We start from the raw sequence: 20779 nt of genomic DNA, 5'->3' as shown, positions 1-20779 counted from the left end.
CGGGGGCGGGATGCGTTGCGGTTCAGCCGGGGTTCAGCGTACCACCGGGCCGATGAAGCGGCTGTCGGCTTCCTTGCTGATGGACGGCTCGTCCACCGACTGGATGGTGAAGGTGATCTTGTTGGTGCTGGACGGCAGCTTGTCCGGGTCCACCGCCAGTTCCACCGGCATGGCGAGGATGTCGCCGGCGGCCACCTGCACTTCCTTGCGGCCTTCCAGGGTCAGGCCTTCCAGGCCCTTGGCGCCGAGCACGTAGGTGTGGTCGCGCTGGTCCTTGTTCATGATCTTCAGGCTGTAGACGTTCTCGATCCGGCCTTCGGCGTTCTCGCGGTAGAGCACGCGGTCCTTGCTGACGTCGAAGCCCACCAGCGGGCGGATCACGATGGCGGTGGCCAGCAGGCTCATCATCACGCACAGGGCGATGGCGTAGCCGATCAGGCGCGGGCGCACCAGGTGCGTCTTCTGCCCGGACAGGTTGTGCTCGGTGGTGTAGCTGATCAGCCCGCGCGGGTAGCCCATCTTGTCCATGATGCTGTCGCAGGCATCGATGCACGCGGCGCAGCCGATGCACTCGATCTGCAGGCCGTCGCGGATGTCGATGCCGGTGGGGCAGACCTGTACGCACATGGTGCAGTCGATGCAGTCGCCCAGGCCCTGGGCCTTGTAGTCCAGGGTCTTCTTGCGCGGGCCGCGCTTCTCGCCGCGGCGCGGGTCGTAGGAGACGATCAGGGTGTCCTTGTCGAACATCACGCTCTGGAAGCGCGCGTAGGGACACATGTAGATGCACACCTGCTCGCGCAGCCAGCCGGCGTTGCCGTAGGTGGCCAGGGTGAAGAAACCGACCCAGAAGTAGGCCCAGCCGTCGGCTTCGCCGGTGACCAGATCCATCAGCAGTTCGCGGATGGGGGCGAAGTAGCCGACGAAGGTCAGGCCGGTGACCAGGCCGATCAGCAGCCACAGCGTGTGCTTGGCGGCCTTGCGCAGCAGCTTGTTGCCGCTCATCGGCGCCTTGTCCAGCTTCATGCGCTGGTTGCGGTCGCCTTCGGTGACCTTCTCGCACCACATGTAGATCCAGGTCCACACGCTCTGCGGGCAGGTGTAGCCGCACCAGACGCGGCCGGCGAACACCGTGATGAAGAACAGCCCGAAGGCGCTGATGATCAGCAACCCGGAGAGAAGGATGAAGTCCTGCGGCCAGAAGGTGGCGCCGAAGATGTAGAACTTGCGCTCGGGCAGGTCCCACCACACCGCCTGCCGACCGTTCCAGGTCAGCCACACGGTGCCGAAGTAGAGAAGGAACAGGAAAGCGCCGCCGACACGGCGCAGGTTGCGGAAGAACCCGGTGAAGGCCCGGGTGTAGATCTTCTCGCGGGAGGCATATAAGTCGACGTTCTCCCCACCCTTCTTCGCGGGCGGTGTGACGTCTTGCACGGGAATCTGTTTGCTCATCAGTGCGTACCACGGCAGTGGGAGGGCGCCCTGTCGATACGTGCCGAAAGGGTCAGGATATGGCTGCACGCCTAAACATGATACGACTTGGCCCGGTGTGCAACGGTGCGACCGTTGGTCGCGTCAGAATATTCGGAAGATTTTTCGTTCCCCGAAATAGAGCGGCGCCGGTAGGAACCGGCGCCGCTGGGTGTTGCGAGGGGAGGGCGGAAGCGCTTATTCGCTCTTCTGCGCATCACCCTGGGACAGGCTGTACACGTAGGCGGCCAGCAGGTGCACCTGGTCGGCGCCCAGGCGTTCCAGCTGGGCCGGCATCTGGCCCTGGCGGCCGTAGCGGATGGTCTGCTGCAGCTGGGAGAAGCTCGAGCCGTAGATGAAGGCGGCCGGGTGCGTCAGGTTGGGCGCGCCCATGGCGGCGGTGCCCTTGCCTTCCGGACCGTGGCAGGCGACGCAGGTGGTGGCGAAGATCTTGCCGCCATTGGCCACCTGCTCGTCGGTCACGCCTTCGGGCAGCTTGCGGCCGTCCAGCTTGCTGGTGACGAACGCGGCCACGTCATGCACGCCCTGGTCGCCCAGGACTTCGCCCCAGGCCGGCATGGCGGCGTGACGGCCACCCTTGATGGTGGTCTCGATGTCCGCGGTGGCACCGCCCCAGCGCCAGTCCTGGTCGGTCAGGTTGGGGAAGCCGTAGGCGCCCTTGGCGTCGGAGCCGTGGCACACCGAGCAGTTGGAGGCGAACAGGCGGCCGCCCATCTTCAGCGCCAGCGGGTCCTTGGCCACATCTTCGATGGGCATGGCGGCGAATTTGGCGAAGATCGGGCCGTACTTCTCGTCGGCCTTGGCCATTTCCTTCTCCCACTGGTGCACGCCGGTCCAGCCCGGCTGGCCATTGGCGAAGGGCTTGCCGTCGCTGACTTCCTGGTAGCCCGGCAGCAGGCCCTTCCAGTTGCCCAGGCCCGGGTACAGGACCAGGTAGCCCAGGGCGAAGACGAAGGTGGCGACGAACAGCATGAACCACCACTTCGGCAGCGGGTTGTCGTACTCCTCGATGCCGTCGAAGGCGTGCCCGACGGTCTCGTCGGTGGCTTCGCTGCGCTGGCCGCGGCGGGTGGCGAACAGCAGCCAGGCCAGGGCGAAGATGGTGCCCAGGGTAAGTACGGTGACGTACAGACTCCAGAAGGTTGTCATTCTTTGTTGCTCCTAGAAGCTTGTTCTTTCTCGACGTGCTTCATGGCTGCCGGGTCGTCCGCGAAGGGCAGCAGGGCGTCGTCGTCGAAGCGCTGCTTGCGCTTGCCGCTGTAGGCCCAGAGCAGTACGCCGATGAAGGCGACCATCACTACGACGGTGCCGAGGCCGCGAATCGTCCCGATATCCATCTGCTGTCACCGTTTGCTCTTGATGATGGTGCCCAGGCTCTGCAGGTAGGCCACCAGGGCGTCCATCTCGGTCTTGCCTTTCACGGCATCGCGAGCACCGGCGATGTCTTCGTCGGTGTAGGGCACGCCGAGGGTGCGCATGGCCTTGAGCTTGCCTTCGATGTCCTTGCCGTCGAGCTTGTTCTCGACCAGCCAGGGGTAGGCCGGCATCTTCGACTCCGGCACCACGTTGCGCGGGTTGTATAGGTGCGCGCGGTGCCAGTCGTCGGAGTAGCGGCCGCCGACGCGGGCCAGGTCCGGACCGGTACGCTTGGAGCCCCACAGGAAGGGGTGGTCCCAGACGCTTTCGCCGGCGACGGAGTAGTGGCCGTAGCGCTCGGTCTCGGCGCGGAACGGACGGATCATCTGCGAGTGGCAGCCGACGCAGCCTTCGCGGATGTAGATGTCACGGCCTTCGAGCTCCAGCGCGGTGCGCGGCTTCATGCCTTCCACCGGCTTGTTGGTCACGTCCTGGAAGAACAGCGGGACGATCTGCGTCAGGCCGCCGATGCTCACGGCGATGACCATGAAGAAGGCCAGCAGGCCGATGTTCTTCTCGACTGCTTCGTGCTTCATCAATGAGCTCCTACAGCGGGAATGCGGGCAGCGGCATCGACTTCAGCAGCGTTGTAGCCACGCACGGTACGGAAGGTGTTGTAGGCCATCAGCAGCATGCCGAAGGCGAAGAAGAAGCCGCCCAGCGCGCGGACCATGAAGCCCGGGTGGCTGGCCTGCAGCGCTTCGACGAAGGAGTAGGTGAGGGTGCCGTCGGTGTTCACCGCGCGCCACATCAGGCCCTGGGTGATGCCGTTGACCCACATCGAGGCGATGTAGAGCACGGTGCCGATGGTGGCGAGCCAGAAGTGCGCGTTGATCAGGCCGGTGCTGTGCATCTGCTCGCGGCCGAAGACTTTCGGGATCATGTGGTACAGCGAGCCGATGGAGATCATCGCCACCCAGCCCAGCGCCCCGGCATGCACGTGGCCGATGGTCCAGTCGGTGTAGTGGGACAGCGAGTTCACCGTCTTGATGGCCATCATCGGGCCTTCGAAGGTGGACATGCCGTAGAAGGCCAGGGACACCACCAGGAAGCGCAGGATGGGGTCGGTGCGCAGCTTATGCCAGGCGCCGGAGAGGGTCATCATGCCGTTGATCATGCCGCCCCAGCTCGGGGCCAGGAGGATCAGCGACATCACCATGCCCAGGGACTGCGCCCAGTCGGGCAGGGCGGTGTAGTGCAGGTGGTGCGGGCCGGCCCAGATGTACAGGGTGATCAGCGCCCAGAAGTGGACGATGGACAGGCGGTAGGAGTAGACCGGGCGCTCGGCCTGCTTGGGCACGAAGTAGTACATCATGCCGAGGAAGCCGGTGGTCAGGAAGAAGCCCACGGCGTTGTGGCCGTACCACCACTGGACCATGGCGTCGGTGGCGCCGGAGTAGATGGAGTAGGACTTGAACCAGCCGACCGGGATCTCCAGGTTGTTGACGATGTGCAGCATCGCGGTCACCAGGATGAAGCCGCCGTAGAACCAGTTGCCCACATAGATGTGCTTGGTCTGGCGCTTGACGATGGTGCCGAAGAACACCACGGCGTAGGTGACCCAGACGATGGCGATCAGGATGTCGACCGGCCATTCCAGCTCGGCGTACTCCTTGGAGGAGGTGTAGCCCAGCGGCAGGGTGATGGCGGCCAGTACGATCACCGCCTGCCAGCCCCAGAAGGTGAAGGCGGCCAGGCTATCGGAGATCAGACGGGTCTGACAGGTGCGTTGCACCACGTAGTAGGACGTTGCGAACAGAGCACAGCCGCCGAAGGCGAAGATCACCAGGTTGGTGTGCAACGGGCGAAGTCGCCCGAAACTGGTCCACGGCAAGCCGAGGTTCAGCTCGGGCCATACCAACTGTGAGGCGATGAAAACACCCATCCCCATTCCTAGTATTCCCCAGACCACCGTCATGATGGCGAACTGGCGGATTACCTTATAGTTATAAGCAGTCGGACTGATTGCTGTGCTCATTCTAAGGTTCCACGGTTTTTTTGCTATTTAGGGACAAAAAACGGCGGCAAGTATGTAGAAAGCCACTAGGCAATGCAACGCGCCGGAATAAGCCCCGGAGCCGCTGCGCATGCTGCTTTGAAGGCATTTCTGCCAATGTTTTTCTGGCTTTCTATCGGCGTGGAAACCCTGATAAGCGTAGGGATTCCCCCAATTACTGCCGACTCACGGATGGAATGAGCTTAGTCTTGATCTAGAGCAGTGTGAAGGAATGGCGCGCGCGAGGTGCGACACTTGGTCGCGTAACTGCGCGGAAGTTGCTCGCGCCCGGGCGGGCGCGAGCGGAGGGTGGATCAGTTGGCGTTTTCCGGGCGGGAAATGTTGTAGATGTACGCGGCCAGGACGTGGACCTTGTCCTTGCCCAGGTAGGCTTCCTGGGCCGGCATCTGGCCCTGGCGGCCATGGCGGATGGTCTGCTGCAGCTGGGCGAAGCCCGAGCCGTAGATGAACGCACCCGGGTGGGTCAGGTCCGGCGCGCCCAGGGCGGCGGTGCCCTTGCCTTCCGGGCCGTGGCAGGCGACGCAGGTGGTGGCGAAGAGTTTCTCGCCATTGGCCACCTGGGCATCGGTCACGCCTTCGGGCAGCTTGCGGCCGTCCAGCTTGGTGGTGACGAACGCGGCCACGTCATGCACGCCCTGGTCGCCCAGCACCTCGCCCCAGGCCGGCATCACCGCGTGGCGCCCGCCGAGGATGGTGGTCTGGATGGTTTGCGCGTCGCCGCCCCAGCGCCAGTCCTGGTCGGTCAGGTTGGGGAAGCCCATGGCGCCCTTGGCGTCGGAGCCGTGGCAGATCGAGCAGTAGGTGGCGAACAGACGTTCGCCGGTCTTCATGGCCTGTGGGTCCTTGGCCACGTCTTCGACGGACATGGCCGAGTACTTGGCGAAGATCGGCGCGTATTTCTCGTCGGCCAGGGCCTGCTCGCGTTCCAACTGCTTAACCTGGGTCCAGCCGTCGGTGTAGCCCGGCAGTACGCCTTTCCAGTTGCCCAGGCCCGGGTACAGGGCCAGGTAGCCGACGGCGAAGACGATGGTGCCCACGAACAGCAGGAACCACCAGCGCGGCAGCGGGTTGTCGTATTCCTCGATACCGTCGAAGGAGTGCCCCATGGTCTGGTCGGTGGCGCCCTTGGTCTCGCCGCTGCGGGTGGCGAAGACCAGCCATAGCAGGGCGATCAGCGATCCGACGGTCAGTACGGTGATGTACAGACTCCAGAAGGTAGTCATGCTTTGTTGCTCCCAGAAGCTTGTTCATGCTCGGCGTGGCGCAGAGCCTGCGGATCGTCGGCGAAGGGCAGCAGGGCGTCGGCGTCGAAGCGCTGCTTGCGCTTGCCGCTGTAGGCCCAGAGGGTGACGCCGATGAAGGCGAGCATCACCACGACGGTGCCGAGGCCGCGGATGGTTCCGATGTCCATGGCCATCACCGCTTGTTCTTGATCGCTGTGCCCAGGCCTTGCAGGTAGGCCACCACGGCGTCCATCTCGGTCTTGCCCTGAACGCTCTCGCGGGCGCCGGCGATGTCCTCGTCGGTGTAGGGCACGCCGAGGGTGCGCATGGCCTTGAGCTTGCCTTCGATGTCCTTGCCGTCGAGCTTGTTCTCGACCAGCCAGGGGTAGGCCGGCATCTTCGACTCCGGCACCACGTTGCGCGGGTTGTACAGGTGCGCGCGGTGCCAGTCGTCGGAGTAGCGGCCGCCGACGCGGGCCAGGTCCGGGCCGGTACGCTTGGAGCCCCACAGGAAGGGGTGGTCCCAGACGCTCTCGCCGGCCACGGAGTAGTGGCCGTAGCGCTCGGTCTCGGCGCGGAACGGGCGGATCATCTGCGAGTGGCAGCCGACGCAGCCCTCGCGGATGTAGATGTCGCGGCCTTCCAGCTGCAGGGCGGTGTAGGGCTTCATGCCTTCCACCGGGGTGTTGGTCACGTCCTGGAAGAACAGCGGGACGATCTGCGTCAGGCCGCCGATGCTCACGGCCACGGCCATGCACAGGGCCAGCAGGCCGACGTTCTTCTCGAGTACTTCGTGTTTCATCAGTGGGCTCCTACGACGGCGGGAATCCGGGCGGCCGCTTCAGCTTCCTCGGCTTTGGAGGAGGCGATGGTGCGCCAGGTGTTGTAGGCCATGATCAGCATGCCGCTGAGGAACACGGCGCCGCCGATCATGCGCACGACGAAGCCGGGGTGGCCGGCGGCGAGCGCTTCGACGAAGGAGTAGGTGAGGGTGCCGTCGGCGTTGACCGCACGCCACATCAGGCCCTGGGTGATGCCGTTGACCCACATCGAGGCGATGTAGAGCACGGTGCCGATGGTGGCCAGCCAGAAGTGCGCGTTGATCAGGCCCACGCTGTGCATCTGCTCGCGGCCGAACACTTTCGGGATCATGTGGTACAGCGAGCCGATGGAGACCATGGCGACCCAGCCGAGGGCGCCGGCGTGCACGTGGCCGATGGTCCAGTCGGTGTAGTGGGAGAGGGCGTTGACGGTCTTGATGGCCATCATCGGGCCTTCGAAGGTGGACATGCCGTAGAAGGCCAGGGAGACCACCAGGAAGCGCAGGATGGGGTCGCTGCGCAGCTTATGCCAGGCCCCGGAGAGGGTCATCATGCCGTTGATCATGCCGCCCCAGGAGGGTGCCAGGAGGATCAGCGACATCACCATGCCCAGGGACTGCGCCCAGTCGGGCAGGGCGGTGTAGTGCAGGTGGTGCGGGCCGGCCCAGATGTACACCGCGATCAGTGCCCAGAAGTGCACGATCGACAGGCGATAGGAGTACACCGGACGCTCGGCCTGCTTGGGTACGAAGTAGTACATCATCCCCAGGAAGCCGGCGGTGAGGAAGAAGCCCACGGCGTTGTGGCCGTACCACCACTGCACCATGGCGTCGGTGGCGCCGGAGTAGATGGAGTACGACTTCATGAAGCCGACCGGCAGCTCCAGGTTGTTGACCACGTGCAGCAGCGCCACGGTCAGGATGAAGCCGCCGAAGAACCAGTTGCCCACGTAGATGTGCTTGGTCTTGCGCTTCACCAGGGTGCCGAAGAACACCACGGCGTAGGCGACCCACACGATGGTGATGAGGATGTCGATCGGCCATTCCAGCTCGGCGTACTCCTTGGAGGAGGTGTAGCCCAGCGGCAGGCTGATGGCGGCCAGCAGGATCACCAGCTGCCAGCCCCAGAAGGTGAAGGAGGCCAGGGTGTCGGAGAACAGGCGTACCTGGCAGGTACGCTGCACCGCGTAGTAGCTGGTGGCGAACAGGGCGCAGCCACCGAAGGCGAAGATCACGGCATTGGTGTGCAGTGGGCGCAGGCGCCCGAAGCTCGTCCACGGCAAGCCGAGGTTGAGTTCCGGCCACACCAGCTGGGCGGCGATGACGACGCCGACCAGCATGCCGACGATTCCCCAGATCACCGTCATCACGGCGAACTGGCGGACCACCTTGTAGTTATAAGCGGTCTGATTGGTTGTGCTCATGGTATATGGGCTTCCATCCACGGTTATGGGCTAGCCCATCCCGGCGGGTTCCTTACGGCGAACGCCGCCCCTCCCCCAGGGACAGGTACTAATTACGCAACTAGCGGAGCGAAGAATGGATAAACCCCGGAAACCGAATATTGATTTTGATCAATCGCCCTCGGCGGCCGGCCCGGCGGGGGAGTGTGGCGCTTTGTCGCTGCTGTGGAACCGGCCGGTCGGCGCATTGTCGGCGACCCTCGTCCTGGCCCACGGCGCCGGCGCGCCCATGGACAGCCCGTTCATGGACGAAATGGCCCGGCGCCTGGCCGCTCGCGGCGTGGCGGTGGCGCGCTTCGAGTTCCCCTACATGGCCGCCCGCCGCGAGGACGGCCGCCGGCGCCCGCCGAACCCACAGAAGCAACTGCTGGAGTGCTGGCGCCAGGTGTTCGAACAGGTGCGCAGGCAGGTGCAGGGCCCGCTGGCCATCGGCGGCAAGTCCATGGGCGGGCGCATGGCCAGCCTGCTGGCCGACGAACAGGGCGCCGACGCCCTGGTGTGCCTGGGTTACCCCTTCTACGCCGCGGGCAAGCCGGAGAAGCCGCGGGTGGCGCACCTGGCCGAACTGCGCACGCCGACGCTGATCGTCCAGGGCGAACGCGATGCCCTGGGCGACCGGGCGCATGTGGCGGAATACGTGCTGTCGCCGGCGATCCGTGTCGAGTGGCTGGCGGCGGCGGACCATGACCTGAAGCCGTTGAAGGCGTCAGGGCTGACTCATGAGCAGCATCTGGAGAGCGCGGCGGAGGTGGTGGCGGGGTTTCTGGAGGGGCTTTCGTAGGGGCGAGCTTGCTTGCGAACCAGAGCGTCGCCAGGTTCGGCTTCGGAGTGGCGTGGGAGTCCGTAACCCTCTCCCCAGCCCTCTCCCTGAAGGGAGAGGGGGCCGTCCGTGCCGATGGTGGGATATGGATTCAGCCGGAGCCCCCGGCTGACTCCAACCTCGTCAAACGCGCCGACCAGTCCCCTCTCCCTTCAGGGAGAGGGTTAGGGAGAGGGAGCGGAGTCAATACAGACACCGAAACCGCCGGGAGCGTAGGGCGAATAACCGTTCGCGGTTATCCGCCGCCTGACCTTGGCATCCAAACACTGCGGACTTGAACCCGAAGCACCTGCTTGAGGGCGCTCCGCTCCCGGCCACGAAGCCGGATAGAAGAGGGGTGTATCGGCGTACAACCGCGAACGGTTGTACGCCCTACGCCAACACTCAACGATTGAACCGCTCCACCAGCGAATACTGGCTCTGCGCCGTCCCCGTCAGCTCCTCGCTCAGCTGCGCGGTGCGCTGGGCCTCGTCGGAGGTCTGGTCGGCCAGTTGGGCGATGGTGGCGATGTTGCGGTTGATCTCCTCGGCCACCGCGCTCTGTTCCTCGGCCGCTGCGGCGATCTGGTTGGCCATGTCGGCGATGTTGGCCACCGAGTCGCTGATGCCCGACAGCGCCTGGTCGGCCAGCAGCACCCGTTCCACGCCTTCGTCGGCCTGGCGGCGGCCGACTTCCATGGCGCTCACCGCGCCCTCGGCGGTTTGCTGCAGCTTGGCGATCAGGCCGTGGATCTGCTCGGTGGATTCGGCGGTGCGCTGGGCCAGCGAGCGCACCTCGTCGGCCACCACGGCGAAGCCGCGGCCCATCTCGCCGGCGCGGGCCGCTTCGATGGCGGCGTTGAGCGCCAGCAGGTTGGTCTGGTCGGCGATGCCCTTGATCACGTCGACCACGCCGCCGATCTCGTTGCTGTCCTGGGCCAGCTGGCTCACCGCCAGGCCCGTCTCGCCCACCGAGGCGGACAGGCGCTGGATGGCCTCGCGGGTCTCGCTGGCCACGCTGCGGCCGCGGCGCGTCAGCTCGTTGGCCTGGCGCGTGGCGTCGGCGGTGCGCTGCACGTTGTTCGCCACTTCCTGGGTGGTGGCGGCCATCTGGTTGACCGCGGTGGCCACCTGCTCGGTCTCCACGCGCTGGCGCTCCAGGCCGGAGGAGCTGTGGTGGGCCAGGGTATCGGCCTGGCGGGCCTGCTCGGTGAGCTGCTCGGCGGTATCCTGCAGGCGCGTCAGGCAGGTCTTCAGGCGCGCTTCCTGGCTGAGGATGGCCATTTCCAGGCGCGCCTGGGCGCCGCGGCTGTCGGTGTACATCTGGGCGATCAGCGGGTCCGAGGTGGTCTGCTCGGCCAGGCGCAGCAGGCGCTTGAGGCCGCGCTGTTGCCAGCCCAGGCCGGCCAGGCCGAGGGGGACGGCGAGCAGGGCGGCGAGGGCGAAGCCCCAGTGCGAGTCGAGCCAGGCGCCGATGAGGAAGGCCACCTGGCTGATCAGGATGAACGGCAGCCAGTCCAGCAGCACCGGCAGCCACAGGTCGCGGCGCGGGATCGCCGGCTTGCCGGTGTTGATCCGCTGGTACAGGGCCTGGGCGCGTTCCACCTGCTCGGCGGTGGGGCGCACGCGCACCGACTCGTAGCCGACGATCTCGTCGCGCTCGAAGATGGGCGTGACGTAGGCGCTGACCCAGTAGTGGTCGCCGTTCTTGCAGCGGTTCTTGACGATGCCCATCCACGGCTTGCCGTTCTTCAGCGTGGCCCACATGTGGGCGAACACCGCGGGCGGCACGTCGGGATGGCGCACCAGGTTGTGCGGCGAGCCCACCAGCTCGTCCCGCGCGAAGCCGCTGATGTCGATGAAGGCATCGTTGGCATAGGTGATCACGCCACGGCTGTTGGTGGTGGAGATCAGGCGTTGTTCCGCCGGGTAGGTGCGTTCACGCTGGGTGACGGGCTGGTTGTTGCGCATTCAGGGCAAGGTCCACGAAGAAGGCATGTGACGGTTTTGTTATCGGCTGGGATCAACGGAAGTTGAAGCCTTGTTCGATATTTGGCGTGGGAATATTGGCAGTGGACGATATCAAAATGCTACTTGTCACATGGTCGTAAGAGATTTTCCTATGAGCTAATAAGTTTTTATACAGGACCTGGGCCGGGTGAAAGGTGGGGCATGGCTTCTCGTAGGAGCGGGCCCTGCCCGCGAATCGCGCGCAGGGCGCGCTCCTACAAACACCGCGCTCCGTAGGATGGGTTGAGCGAAGCGATACCCATCACTGCAACCGCATGGGTTTCGCAAGCTCAACCCATCCTACGAAAGCGTCCTCGCGCAGCCCTCAGATCAAGCTGCGCAGCACGTAGTGCAGGATCCCCCCGGCCTTGAAGTACTCCACCTCGTTGAGGGTGTCGATGCGGCACAGCACCTCGAAGCTGTCCTGCTTGCCGTCCTCGCGGGTGACTTCCACCTTCAGCGTCATGTGCGGCTTCAGCTCGCCGTCCAGGCCGCGGATGTTCAGCACTTCCTTGCCGGTGAGGTTCAGCGCCTTGCGGTCCTGGCCGCCGGTGAACTGCAGCGGCAGCACGCCCATGCCCACCAGGTTGGAGCGGTGGATGCGCTCGAAGCTCTCGGCGATCACCGCCTTCACCCCCAGCAGGTTGGTGCCCTTGGCTGCCCAGTCGCGGGACGAACCGGTGCCGTACTCCTTGCCGGCGATGATCAGCAGCGGCGTGCCCTCGGCCTGGTAGCGCATGGCCGCGTCGTAGATCGCCAGCTTCTCGCCGCTGGGCACGTGCAGGGTGTTGCCGCCTTCCTCGCCGCCGAGCATCTCGTTCTTGATGCGGATGTTGGCGAAGGTGCCGCGCATCATCACCTCGTGGTTGCCGCGCCGCGAGCCGTAGGAGTTGAAGTCGGCATAGGCCACGCCGTGCTCGCTGAGGTAGCGCCCGGCGGGGCTGTCCTTCTTGATGTTGCCGGCGGGGGAGATGTGGTCGGTGGTCACCGAGTCGCCCAGCACCGCCAGCACCCGGGCCTTCTCGATGTCGGCCACCTTCGGCGGGGCGTCGGCGATGTGCTCGAAGAACGGCGGGTGCTGGATGTAGGTGGAGTCGGCCTGCCAGGTGTAGGTCTGCGCCTGCGGCACTTCGATGGCGCGCCACTTCTCGTCGCCCTGGAACACCTCGGCGTATTCCTTGTGGAACATGGCGGTGTCGACCTTCTGGATCGCCTCGGCGATTTCCCGCTGGCTCGGCCAGATGTCCTTCAGGTACACCGGCTGGCCGTCCTTGCCGGTGCCCAGGGCGTCCTTCGTCAGGTCCAGGCGCACGCTGCCGGCCAGGGCGTAGGCCACCACCAGGGGCGGCGAGGCCAGCCAGTTGGTCTTCACCAGCGGGTGCACGCGGCCTTCGAAGTTGCGGTTGCCGGAGAGCACCGAGGCCACCGTCAGGTCGGCCTGCTGGATGGCCTTCTCGATGGGCTCCAGCAGTGGCCCGGAGTTGCCGATGCAGGTGGTGCAGCCGTAGCCCACCAGGTCGAAGCCCAGCTCGTCCAGGTACTGGGTCAGGCCGGCGGCCTTGAAGTAGTCGGTGACCACCTTGGAGCCGGGCGCCAGCGAACTCTTCACCCAGGGCTTGCGCTGCAGGCCCTTCTCCAGCGCCTTCTTCGCCAGCAGCCCGGCGGCCATCATCACGCTGGGGTTGGAGGTGTTGGTGCAGGAGGTGATGGCGGCGATGACCACCGCGCCGTCCTGAAGGTGGTAGCTCTTGCCTTCGTGCTGGTACTCGACGCCCTGGCTCTCGGTGCTGCCCACCGCGGCGCCGCCACCGCCTTCATTGAGCAGGCGCGAGACCTCCGGGCTGCGCGCGGCCTTGGGCTGCAGCGCGAGGAAGTCGGCGAAGGCCTTGCCCACCTGGCCCAGCGGCACGCGGTCCTGCGGGCGCTTGGGCCCGGCCAGGCTGGCCTCGACGTCGCCCATGTCCAGTTGCAGGGCATCGGTGAATACCGGCTCGTGGCCCTTTTCGCGCCACAGGCCCTGGGCCTTGCAGTAGGCCTCCACCAGCTTGACCGTCTCTTCCGGGCGGCCGGACAGGCGCAGGTAGCCCAGGGTGATCTCGTCCACCGGGAAGAAGCCGCAGGTGGCGCCGTATTCCGGAGCCATGTTGGCGATGGTGGCGCGGTCGGCCAGGGGCAGGTCGGCCAGGCCGTCGCCGTAGAACTCGACGAATTTCCCCACCACGCCCTTCTGCCGCAGCATCTGGGTGACGGTGAGCACCAGGTCGGTGGCGGTGATGCCCTCCTTGAGCTTGCCGGTGAGCTTGAAGCCGACCACCTCGGGAATCAGCATCGACACCGGCTGGCCGAGCATCGCCGCCTCGGCCTCGATGCCGCCGACGCCCCAGCCGAGCACGCCCAGGCCGTTGATCATGGTGGTGTGCGAGTCGGTGCCGACCAGGGTGTCGGGGAAGGCGTAGGTGCGCCCGTCCTCGTCCCTGGTCCACACGGTGCGGCCCAGGTATTCCAGGTTGACCTGGTGGCAGATGCCGGTGCCCGGCGGCACCACGCGGAAGTTGTCGAAGGCGTTCTGGCCCCAGCGCAGGAAGGCGTAGCGTTCGCCGTTGCGCTGCATCTCGATCTCGACGTTCTCGGCGAAGGCGGCGTGGCTTGCGTAGCGGTCGACCATCACCGAGTGGTCGATGACCAGGTCCACCGGCGACAGCGGGTTGATCTTCTGCGGATCGCCCCCGGCCTTGGCCATGGCGTCGCGCATGGCGGCCAGGTCGACCACCGCCGGCACCCCGGTGAAGTCCTGCATCAGCACCCGCGCCGGGCGGTACTGGATCTCGCGGTCGGAACGGCGCTCCTTCAGCCAGCCGGCCAGGGCCCGCAGGTCGTCGGCGTTGACCGTATGGTTGTCCTCCCAGCGCAGGAGGTTTTCCAAGAGCACCTTGAGCGACTTCGGCAGCTTGTCCAGGTCGCCGAGCTGCTTGGCGGCTTCCGGAAGGCTGTAATAGTGGTAGGTCTTGCCGCCCACCTCGAGGGTGCGAAGGCTGTTCAGGCTGTCCACTGCGGGCATGACGTTCTCCTCAGGCTGGATTCTGCCGGTGATCGACGGCACCGCTGCGATACTGGCGGAAAGTCCGGGCGGACTTCCTGGCTTGGCGCAAAAGGAATGCAGATTGGCAGTCATCTTCTGCATATCGGGCGGCATCCTGGCGACTTCCGGCATGCGCTCTCCGGGGCACGGCAAGCCCTGGATCGCGACTTCGGAACTCTCAAACTAGACCGCTGCGCGCGGTCCTGCCATGGGTTCTGGACCTTTTGCCGCAGCCGGGGGTTCCCCTGGCGTGCGGCGAATCCGGGTGAAAGCCGGCCGCGCAGCGACTATAGTGCGCGGCCAAGGAGACACCCCGATGAACACCCTGCTACTGCATTGCCGCCCGGGCTTCGAGAACGAGGTCTGCGCGGAGATTTCCGACCTGGCCGCCGGCCTCGACGTGGCCGGTTACGCCCGCGCCAAGCCGGCCACCGCCTATGCCGAGTTCGTCTGCCAGGAGGCCGACGGCGCCGACCGGCTGATGCGCCAGCTGCGCTTCGCCGAGCTGATCTTCCCGCGCCAATGGGCCCGCGGCACCGGCTTCGTGCAGTTGCCCGAGCAGGACCGCATCGGCGCGCTGCTGGAGGAGCTGGGCCCGTACCCGCTGTGCGGCAGCCTGTGGCTGGAAGTCTTCGACAGCAACGACGGCAAGGAACTGTCGACCTTCTGCCGCAAGTTCGAAAAGCCCCTGCGCGCCGCCCTGGTCAAGGCCGGCAAGCTGCGCGAGGACCCGAGCCTGCCGCGCCTGCTGCTGACCTTCCGCTCCGGCCGCGAGGTCTTCGTCGGCCTCGCCGAGCCGCGCAACAGCGCCATGTGGCCGATGGGCATCCCGCGCCTGCGGTTCCCCCGCGAGGCGCCCAGCCGCTCCACCCTCAAGCTGGAAGAGGCCTGGCACCACTTCATCCCGCGCGGCGAATGGGACAAGCGCCTGGCGCCGGGCATGCTCGCCGTCGACCTGGGCGCGGCGCCCGGCGGCTGGACCTGGCAACTGGTCAACCGCGAGATGCGGGTGATCGCCGTGGACAACGGGCCCATGGCCGAGAACCTGATCTACTCCGGCCTGGTGGACCACCAGCGCGCCGACGGCTATGTGTTCCGCCCGCGGCAGATGGTCGACTGGATGGTCTGCGACATCGTCGAGAAGCCGGCGCGCACCGGCTGGCTGATCGACACCTGGATCGGCGAGGGCCTGTGCCGAGAGGCGGTGGTCAACCTGAAGTTGCCGATGAAGCAGCGCTACGCCGAGGTGCGCAAGATCCTCGAACGCCTGCGCGAGAGTTTCCGCGAGCGCGGCCTGCGCGTGGCCATCGGCTGCAAGCAGCTGTACCACGACCGCGAGGAAGTCACGGTGCACCTGCGACGCCTGTAGGCGCCTGCGACCCGCGACCTTCGGCGACTTGCCGTTGCGCCGCGCAGCGACCATGCTGTGCGGCGCACCCCCTCCCGGAGCCGCTCGTGAAGCGAAAGTTGCCCTCGCTGCTGGGCAGTTACAGCCGCATGTTGTTGCCGCGCCGTGGCCTGGGCCGCGGCGAGCGCCTGCCGAACCTGGCCATGGACAGCCGCAGCCTGCGCTTCGACGCCCGCCACCTGCGCGCCTACCGCCAGCACTTCGGCCTGGACCCGGCGCTGGGCGTGCCGCTGCTCTACCCGCAGGTGATCAGCCTGCCGCTGCACCTGCGCCTGCTCAGCCGCTCGCGCATGCCGCTGTCGATCCTCGGGCTGATCCACCTGCGCAGCCACATCCAGCGCTACCGCATGCTCGACGAGGACGCCCAGCTGCAGCTGGACTGCCGCATCCTCACCAGCCGGCGCAGCCCGCTGGGGCTGGAGGTGGACGTGGCGACCGAGGTCTGGCACCACGACATGCTCTACTGGCAGTCGATCACCACCTACCTGCGCCGCGGCGACTTCCTCGACGACCACGCCGAGCCCGACGCGCTGCCCGAGCGCGCCCAGTGGCACACCCTCGACGTGCCCGCGCACCCCGGCGTGCAGTGGCGCGTGCCGAAGATCGCCGGCTGGCGCTACGCCGGCCTGAGCGGCGACTTCAACCCGCTGCACCTGTCGCGCCTGATGGCCTCGCGCTACGGCTTCGGCAAACCCTTCGCCCACGGCATGTGGAGCCTGGCGCGCAGCCTCACCGGCCGGCGCCTGGCCGAGCAGGTGCGCCTGGACGTGCACTTCAAGGCGCCGCTGCCGCTGGGCAGCCAGGTGCGCCAGAGCCACCGCCGCCTGGGCCACAAGGAACAGTGGGCGCTGCTGCCGGTGGACGGCGGCGACGAGCCGATGCTGCTGGCCCAGCTGGACGAGGCGCCCGCCGGGCCGCTGCGCTGATTCAGCGGCCGGCCGCCAGGCGCGGCTGCAGCGGCAGCAGGGCGGGCAACTGCACTTCGCCCTGCAGGTCCACCGCGGCGAGCTTCCAGGAACCGTTGAACAGGTATTGGCCGCTGAAACCGCTGACCAGCAGGCCGATCTCGTCCCCCGCCGCCAGGCTGGCGCTGACCGCGTTGAGCCGCGTGGCGCCCTGGTTGAGCAACGGCTTGACCTGTTCGTCCAGCACCCGCGTGCGGCCGTCGGCGCCACGGATCGCCAGCGAGGCGAACAGCAGCGCCTGGTCGCCCGGGCCGAGCGGCCGGGCCAGGCGAATCTCCGCGCTGCCGAGCAGGGCGCTGGGTTCGGCGACCTGCTGCAGCGGGATGAAGGTGCGCGGCTGCAAGAGGCCGCTGCTGACCGGGCGCACCGGCGTTGGCGGCAGGGCCACGACGGGGCCGGGTGCGGGCAGCTCGTCCAGCGCCAGGCCCTGGTCCAGGTCGAGGCTGACGCACAGCGACGGCACGCTGTCGGCGGCGCCGGGGCGTTGGCGCAGCTTCTCCTCGTACCAGGCGAGGATGCCCTGGTAGAGGTCGATGGCGCGCCCGCCGCAGTGGATCACCGGCTCGTTGTTGAACGGCGGCAGGCCGCTCCAGGCCTGCAGCGGCGGCGGCAGGATATGCCCGCCCTGCATGCCCAGCAGGCGCACGTCGGCGCTGCCCTGGCGCAGGCACTGGCGGATCTGCAGGCCCTGGTCGAGGGGGAACAGGGTATCGCGCAGGCCCTGGATCAGCAGGGCGTCGGCGTGGGGCCGGCGGCCCTCGGCGCAGTAGCGCGCCAGGCTGTGGGCGGCCAGTTCGGCGCGCACCGGTTCGGCCATGCGCCCGCTGGCGCTGTGCAGGTAGTCGGCCTGGGCGAACTTGCCCAGGTCGTAGCCGGTGGCGATGCCCAGGCCCAGCAGCACGCCGCCCCAGCCCATCTTCAACTGGCCGCCCGGGGCCAGGGCGTCGCTCAGGTCGTACCAGGTGGCGATGGGCACTATGGCGTCGATGCGCGGGTCCTCGCTGGCCGCCAGCAGCTGCACGGCGCCGCCGTAGCTCTCGCCGAGCATGCCCACGCGCGGGTCGCCCGGGCCGTCCATGCGCAGGCGCGGCAGGTGCGCGGCGGCCCAGTCGATCACCGCGCTGGCATCGCTCACCTCGAAGCGCGGGTCCATCATCTCGATGCGCCCGTCGCTGCCGCCCCAGCCGCGCTGGTCGTAGCTGAGCACCCAGTAGCCGGCCTTCCAGGCCTTGAGCGCGGCGCGGCCGGACATCATGTTCTTGCCGTAGAAACCCTCCGGCCCGGTCACCCGCCAGCCGCCCCAGCCGTGGGTGTGGACGATCAGCGGCGCCGTCTCGCCGGCCTTCAGCGCCGGCTGGAACACGGTGGCGGACAGCCGCGTGCCGTCGCGGGCGGTGATCAGCGCGTCGTACCAGGTGGCGGGCAGATCCTGGCCGGCGCTGGCGGAATAGTCGGGGAGGTTGTCGCGGGCGGCGCAGCCGGCGAGCAGCAAGGCGAGGCAGAGCAGGGCGGGCAGGCGCATGGACTGGGACATCCGCTGTCGGGGAAGGCGCCGAGCTTAGCCCAGCGGGCCAGGCCACGGGCCCGACGAAAGATTGGCCCGCCGCCGTTCGCCCGCCAGGCGTGACCCTGCCCCCGCTTTGGGCGACAATGCGCCATTCGTTTTGCGGAGCCTTTCCATGTCCCAACCTGTCGACGCCATTCTCGACGCCACCGGCCTGAACTGCCCCGAACCGGTCATGATGCTGCACAACAAGGTGCGCGACCTGCCGGCCGGCGGCCTGCTCAAGGTCATCGCCACCGACCCCTCCACCCGCCGCGACATCCCCAAGTTCTGCATCTTCCTCGGCCACGAACTGGTGGAACAGCAGGAAGAGGCGGGCACCTACCTGTACTGGATCCGCAAGAAGCTCGATTGAGCCTCTCATCGCCGACGATGTTTCCTGGGCGTAGGGCGAATAACCGTTCGCGGTTATCCGCCGTTTGGCCTTGGCCGAACCCCGCTCGGGGCCGAGCCTGGACATGCTTGCGGGGAGCGCCAGGCCCGGCCATGGCGTTGACGATGAGATAGGCCAGTCGGCGGATAACGCCGTAGGCGTTATGCGCCCTACGCCGGCCACCACGAAACACCTCGCGCTTGACCTTTCCATGGCGAAAACGAATGCTGCCCGTTCTCCATCATTGGAAATGGACATGCCCGCCATGAAAGCCCTGGACATCGAGGCCGTGCAGGCCTTCGTGCTGGTCGCCGAGCTGAAGAGCTTCACCCGCGCCGCCGAGGCCCTGGCCAGCACCCAGTCGGCGGTGAGCCTGAAGATCAAGCGCCTGGAAGACCACCTCGGCCGCCGCCTGCTGGAGCGCACGCCGCGGTTGGTGCGCCTGTCCGCCGACGGCGGGGTGTTCCTGGAGGCGGCCCGCGGCCTGGTGGCGGCGCACCGCCAGGCGCTGGGCGCGTTCGCCGGCGGCCAACCCAGGCGGCTGGTGGTGGGCATCAGCCACCATATCGTCGGCGCCGAACTGCCGGGCTTGCTGCGCCAGCTCACCCGCGCCGAGCCGGGCCTGCTGCTGGAACTGCGGGTGGACAGCTCGCGGGAAACCCTGGAACGCTTCGACCGTGGCGAACTGGACGTGGCCCTGGTGCTGCAACAGGGCCCACCGCGGCAGGACGGCGAGGTGGTGCTGCAGGAACCCTTCGCCTGGATGGGCGCTGCCGACTTCCAGCCATTGCCCGGCCAACCGCTGCCCCTGGCCACCCAGGCCGAGCCTTGCAGCGTGCGGCGCATGGCGGTGGACGCCCTGGACCAGGCCGGGGTGGCCTGGCGCGAGGTGTTCGTCGGCGGTGGGTTGATGACCATTGGCGCGGCGGTCAGCGCCGGGATAGCCGTGGCGGCCCTGGGCCGCCGGGTGGCGCCGGCGGGCTGCGAGGACGTGGGGGCGCGGCTGGGGCTGCCGGCGTTGCCGGGGCGGGATGTGTTGCTGTTTTCCCATCCGCGGGATGCGCAGGCGCGGGGGATGTTGCGGACGTTGGTGGCGGCGGTGCGGAGTACGGTGGGGTAGGGGATGGCTATCCGACCTGGGGGCTTTTCGTAGGAGCGAGGTTGCTCGCGAACGAGGCTTCCTGGGACTTCAGCGCCAGACCAAGAGCACCCTCTCCCCAGCCCTCTCCCTGAAGGGAGAGGGGGCTTGTCCGTGCCGGCTGCAAGCCTGATGTTCGCCGGATACGCCAGAGTTTCCGGCTGACTCCGTAATACCCGTTTCTGCCCAACGGTCCCCTCTCCCTTCAGGGAGAGGGTTAGGGAGAGGGAGCGGAGTCAATCCGAAACATCGCAGTTACCGGGAAACTCCATTCGCGAGCAAGCTCGCTCCTACGAAAAGCCCACCCTCACCCCACCAGCACCCGCGCCACCCGCGCCACGCCCCAGGCCATGCCCAGCACCATGAAGGCGCCGAAGGCCAGCCCTGCCAGCTGTGCCGCCAGTTCCCGTTTCTGCCTGTCGTTCATGGCAGTCGCTCCAGTCCTGGCCGTGCCAGGTACAGGACTTCGTAGCCGACGCTGTCCGCACGCAGCTCCAGCGCCCCGGCGCTCACGCTGAAACGCAGCAGCCTCCAGCGTTGCAGGTCGGCCACTACCCAGACCGCCAGCACATCCTCCCGGTCCAGCAACGCCTCGCCGGCGGCCAGGGCGCCGTCGCGCAGGGCGGCGGCGCCTCTACCTGGCAAGGGTAGTTCTTCGCGGTACAGCGCGCGGGCCGGGCGATCGAAGGCCGGGCCGCGGCGGGCGTCCAGGGGCAGCCAGGTTTCCACCGGCGGGCGGCCGAAGGCGTCGATCACCCCCTGGAAGGCTTCTCCGGCCAGGAAGGCCGCGGCGGCGGCCGGTTCGTGCCAGAGGTAGATTGAGGCGTAGAGGTTGCCTTCGGCGCCGTGGCGGCCCTTTTCCTGGAGGACGAAGGCCTTGCACGCCAGGCCCGGCCAGGCGTCCCACTGCGGGCCCTTGGCGGCGGCGCGTTGGCGGATGGCGTCGAGATCGTGCTCCGCCGGCAGGCGGTGGCTGTATTGCATGGCGAACATGGCGGGCTCCTTTTCAGCGTGGG

18 protein-coding genes are annotated in these 20779 nt (G+C 67.3%); 5 read left to right on the top strand and 13 right to left on the bottom strand.

What is annotated here, in order from left to right; translation table 11 throughout:
* Nucleotides 1–33: 33 nt before the first annotated feature.
* The 9 genes from ccoG to ccoN (PcP3B5_RS17445) all read right to left on the bottom strand — a co-directional run bounded on the left by ccoG (nt 34) and on the right by ccoN (PcP3B5_RS17445) (nt 8388).
* A complete protein-coding gene (gene ccoG / locus PcP3B5_RS17485) occupies nt 34–1449 on the bottom strand; it encodes a cytochrome c oxidase accessory protein CcoG (RefSeq protein WP_009622824.1) in 1416 nt (471 codons plus the stop codon).
* 216 nt (nt 1450–1665) lie between these two features.
* Nucleotides 1666–2637 (bottom strand): cytochrome-c oxidase, cbb3-type subunit III, encoded by a 972-nt coding sequence (gene ccoP / locus PcP3B5_RS17480; RefSeq protein ID WP_009622823.1) that lies wholly within the window; start codon nt 2635–2637, stop codon nt 1666–1668.
* Nucleotides 2634–2825 (bottom strand): CcoQ/FixQ family Cbb3-type cytochrome c oxidase assembly chaperone, encoded by a 192-nt coding sequence (locus PcP3B5_RS17475; RefSeq protein ID WP_009622822.1) that lies wholly within the window; start codon nt 2823–2825, stop codon nt 2634–2636. The genes ccoP (PcP3B5_RS17480) and PcP3B5_RS17475 overlap by 4 nt, the downstream gene beginning before the upstream one ends.
* Before the next feature lie 6 nt (nt 2826–2831).
* On the bottom strand, nt 2832–3440 hold the full coding sequence (ccoO, locus tag PcP3B5_RS17470) for a cytochrome-c oxidase, cbb3-type subunit II (protein ID WP_009622821.1): 609 nt from the start codon (nt 3438–3440) through the stop codon (nt 2832–2834).
* Nucleotides 3440–4882 (bottom strand): cytochrome-c oxidase, cbb3-type subunit I, encoded by a 1443-nt coding sequence (gene ccoN, locus PcP3B5_RS17465; RefSeq protein WP_009622820.1) that lies wholly within the window; start codon nt 4880–4882, stop codon nt 3440–3442. The genes ccoO (PcP3B5_RS17470) and ccoN (PcP3B5_RS17465) overlap by 1 nt, the downstream gene beginning before the upstream one ends.
* Before the next feature lie 332 nt (nt 4883–5214).
* On the bottom strand, nt 5215–6144 hold the full coding sequence (gene ccoP, locus PcP3B5_RS17460) for a cytochrome-c oxidase, cbb3-type subunit III (protein WP_009622818.1): 930 nt from the start codon (nt 6142–6144) through the stop codon (nt 5215–5217).
* The gene (locus PcP3B5_RS17455; RefSeq protein ID WP_024128706.1) at nt 6141–6332 is read right to left on the bottom strand and encodes a CcoQ/FixQ family Cbb3-type cytochrome c oxidase assembly chaperone; all 192 of its coding nucleotides are present in this window, start codon (nt 6330–6332) and stop codon (nt 6141–6143) included. The genes ccoP (PcP3B5_RS17460) and PcP3B5_RS17455 overlap by 4 nt, the downstream gene beginning before the upstream one ends.
* A gap of 5 nt (nt 6333–6337) precedes the next feature.
* Entirely contained in the window at nt 6338–6946 is a 609-nt protein-coding gene (gene ccoO / locus PcP3B5_RS17450; protein ID WP_009622815.1) for a cytochrome-c oxidase, cbb3-type subunit II, read from the bottom strand.
* The gene (ccoN, locus tag PcP3B5_RS17445) at nt 6946–8388 is read right to left on the bottom strand and encodes a cytochrome-c oxidase, cbb3-type subunit I (RefSeq protein WP_009622814.1); all 1443 of its coding nucleotides are present in this window, start codon (nt 8386–8388) and stop codon (nt 6946–6948) included. The genes ccoO (PcP3B5_RS17450) and ccoN (PcP3B5_RS17445) overlap by 1 nt, the downstream gene beginning before the upstream one ends.
* A gap of 115 nt (nt 8389–8503) precedes the next feature.
* Here ccoN (PcP3B5_RS17445) and PcP3B5_RS17440 point away from each other — a divergent pair, with 115 nt between their 5' ends.
* The gene (locus PcP3B5_RS17440) at nt 8504–9208 is read left to right on the top strand and encodes an alpha/beta family hydrolase (protein WP_338052296.1); all 705 of its coding nucleotides are present in this window, start codon (nt 8504–8506) and stop codon (nt 9206–9208) included.
* 423 nt (nt 9209–9631) lie between these two features.
* Here the strand turns inward: PcP3B5_RS17440 and PcP3B5_RS17435 are convergent, their stop codons facing one another.
* Together PcP3B5_RS17435 and acnA are read right to left on the bottom strand one after the other, a co-directional pair.
* Nucleotides 9632–11197 (bottom strand): methyl-accepting chemotaxis protein, encoded by a 1566-nt coding sequence (locus tag PcP3B5_RS17435; protein ID WP_058071089.1) that lies wholly within the window; start codon nt 11195–11197, stop codon nt 9632–9634.
* A gap of 364 nt (nt 11198–11561) precedes the next feature.
* Nucleotides 11562–14294 carry an aconitate hydratase AcnA gene (gene acnA / locus PcP3B5_RS17430; RefSeq protein ID WP_058071088.1) on the bottom strand — a complete coding sequence of 911 codons (2733 nt, stop codon included), beginning with the start codon at nt 14292–14294 and terminating at the stop codon, nt 11562–11564.
* 337 nt (nt 14295–14631) lie between these two features.
* Between acnA and rlmM the strand changes: the two genes are divergently transcribed.
* Together rlmM and PcP3B5_RS17420 are read left to right on the top strand one after the other, a co-directional pair.
* Nucleotides 14632–15684, top strand: a complete 1053-nt coding sequence (gene rlmM / locus PcP3B5_RS17425) for a 23S rRNA (cytidine(2498)-2'-O)-methyltransferase RlmM (protein WP_058071087.1) — start codon at nt 14632–14634, stop codon at nt 15682–15684.
* 86 nt (nt 15685–15770) lie between these two features.
* On the top strand, nt 15771–16649 hold the full coding sequence (locus PcP3B5_RS17420) for a MaoC family dehydratase (protein ID WP_043313255.1): 879 nt from the start codon (nt 15771–15773) through the stop codon (nt 16647–16649).
* A gap of 1 nt (nt 16650) precedes the next feature.
* On the opposite strand, the gene PcP3B5_RS17415 is transcribed toward PcP3B5_RS17420, so the two are convergent.
* A complete protein-coding gene (locus tag PcP3B5_RS17415; protein WP_061561975.1) occupies nt 16651–18210 on the bottom strand; it encodes an alpha/beta fold hydrolase in 1560 nt (519 codons plus the stop codon).
* A 157-nt stretch (nt 18211–18367) separates the two neighbouring features.
* On the opposite strand from PcP3B5_RS17415, the gene tusA reads away from it, so the two are divergent.
* Both tusA and PcP3B5_RS17405 read left to right on the top strand, forming a co-directional pair.
* Nucleotides 18368–18607, top strand: coding sequence for a sulfurtransferase TusA (gene tusA, locus PcP3B5_RS17410; protein WP_009622807.1), 240 nt, complete (start codon nt 18368–18370; stop codon nt 18605–18607).
* A gap of 274 nt (nt 18608–18881) precedes the next feature.
* Nucleotides 18882–19745: a LysR substrate-binding domain-containing protein gene (locus PcP3B5_RS17405; RefSeq protein ID WP_225617152.1), complete on the top strand. Its 864-nt coding sequence runs from the start codon at nt 18882–18884 to the stop codon at nt 19743–19745.
* A gap of 441 nt (nt 19746–20186) precedes the next feature.
* Here the strand turns inward: PcP3B5_RS17405 and PcP3B5_RS17400 are convergent, their stop codons facing one another.
* Nucleotides 20187–20756, bottom strand: a complete 570-nt coding sequence (locus PcP3B5_RS17400) for a DUF4865 family protein (RefSeq protein WP_058071086.1) — start codon at nt 20754–20756, stop codon at nt 20187–20189.
* Nucleotides 20757–20779 lie beyond the last annotated feature (23 nt).

Source organism: Pseudomonas citronellolis (assembly GCF_001586155.1).
In the GTDB taxonomy this organism is placed as follows: Bacteria; Pseudomonadota; Gammaproteobacteria; order Pseudomonadales; family Pseudomonadaceae; genus Pseudomonas; species Pseudomonas citronellolis.
Note: the sequence above shows the minus strand (reverse complement) of the source record. Positions and strands in the feature narration are given on the sequence as shown.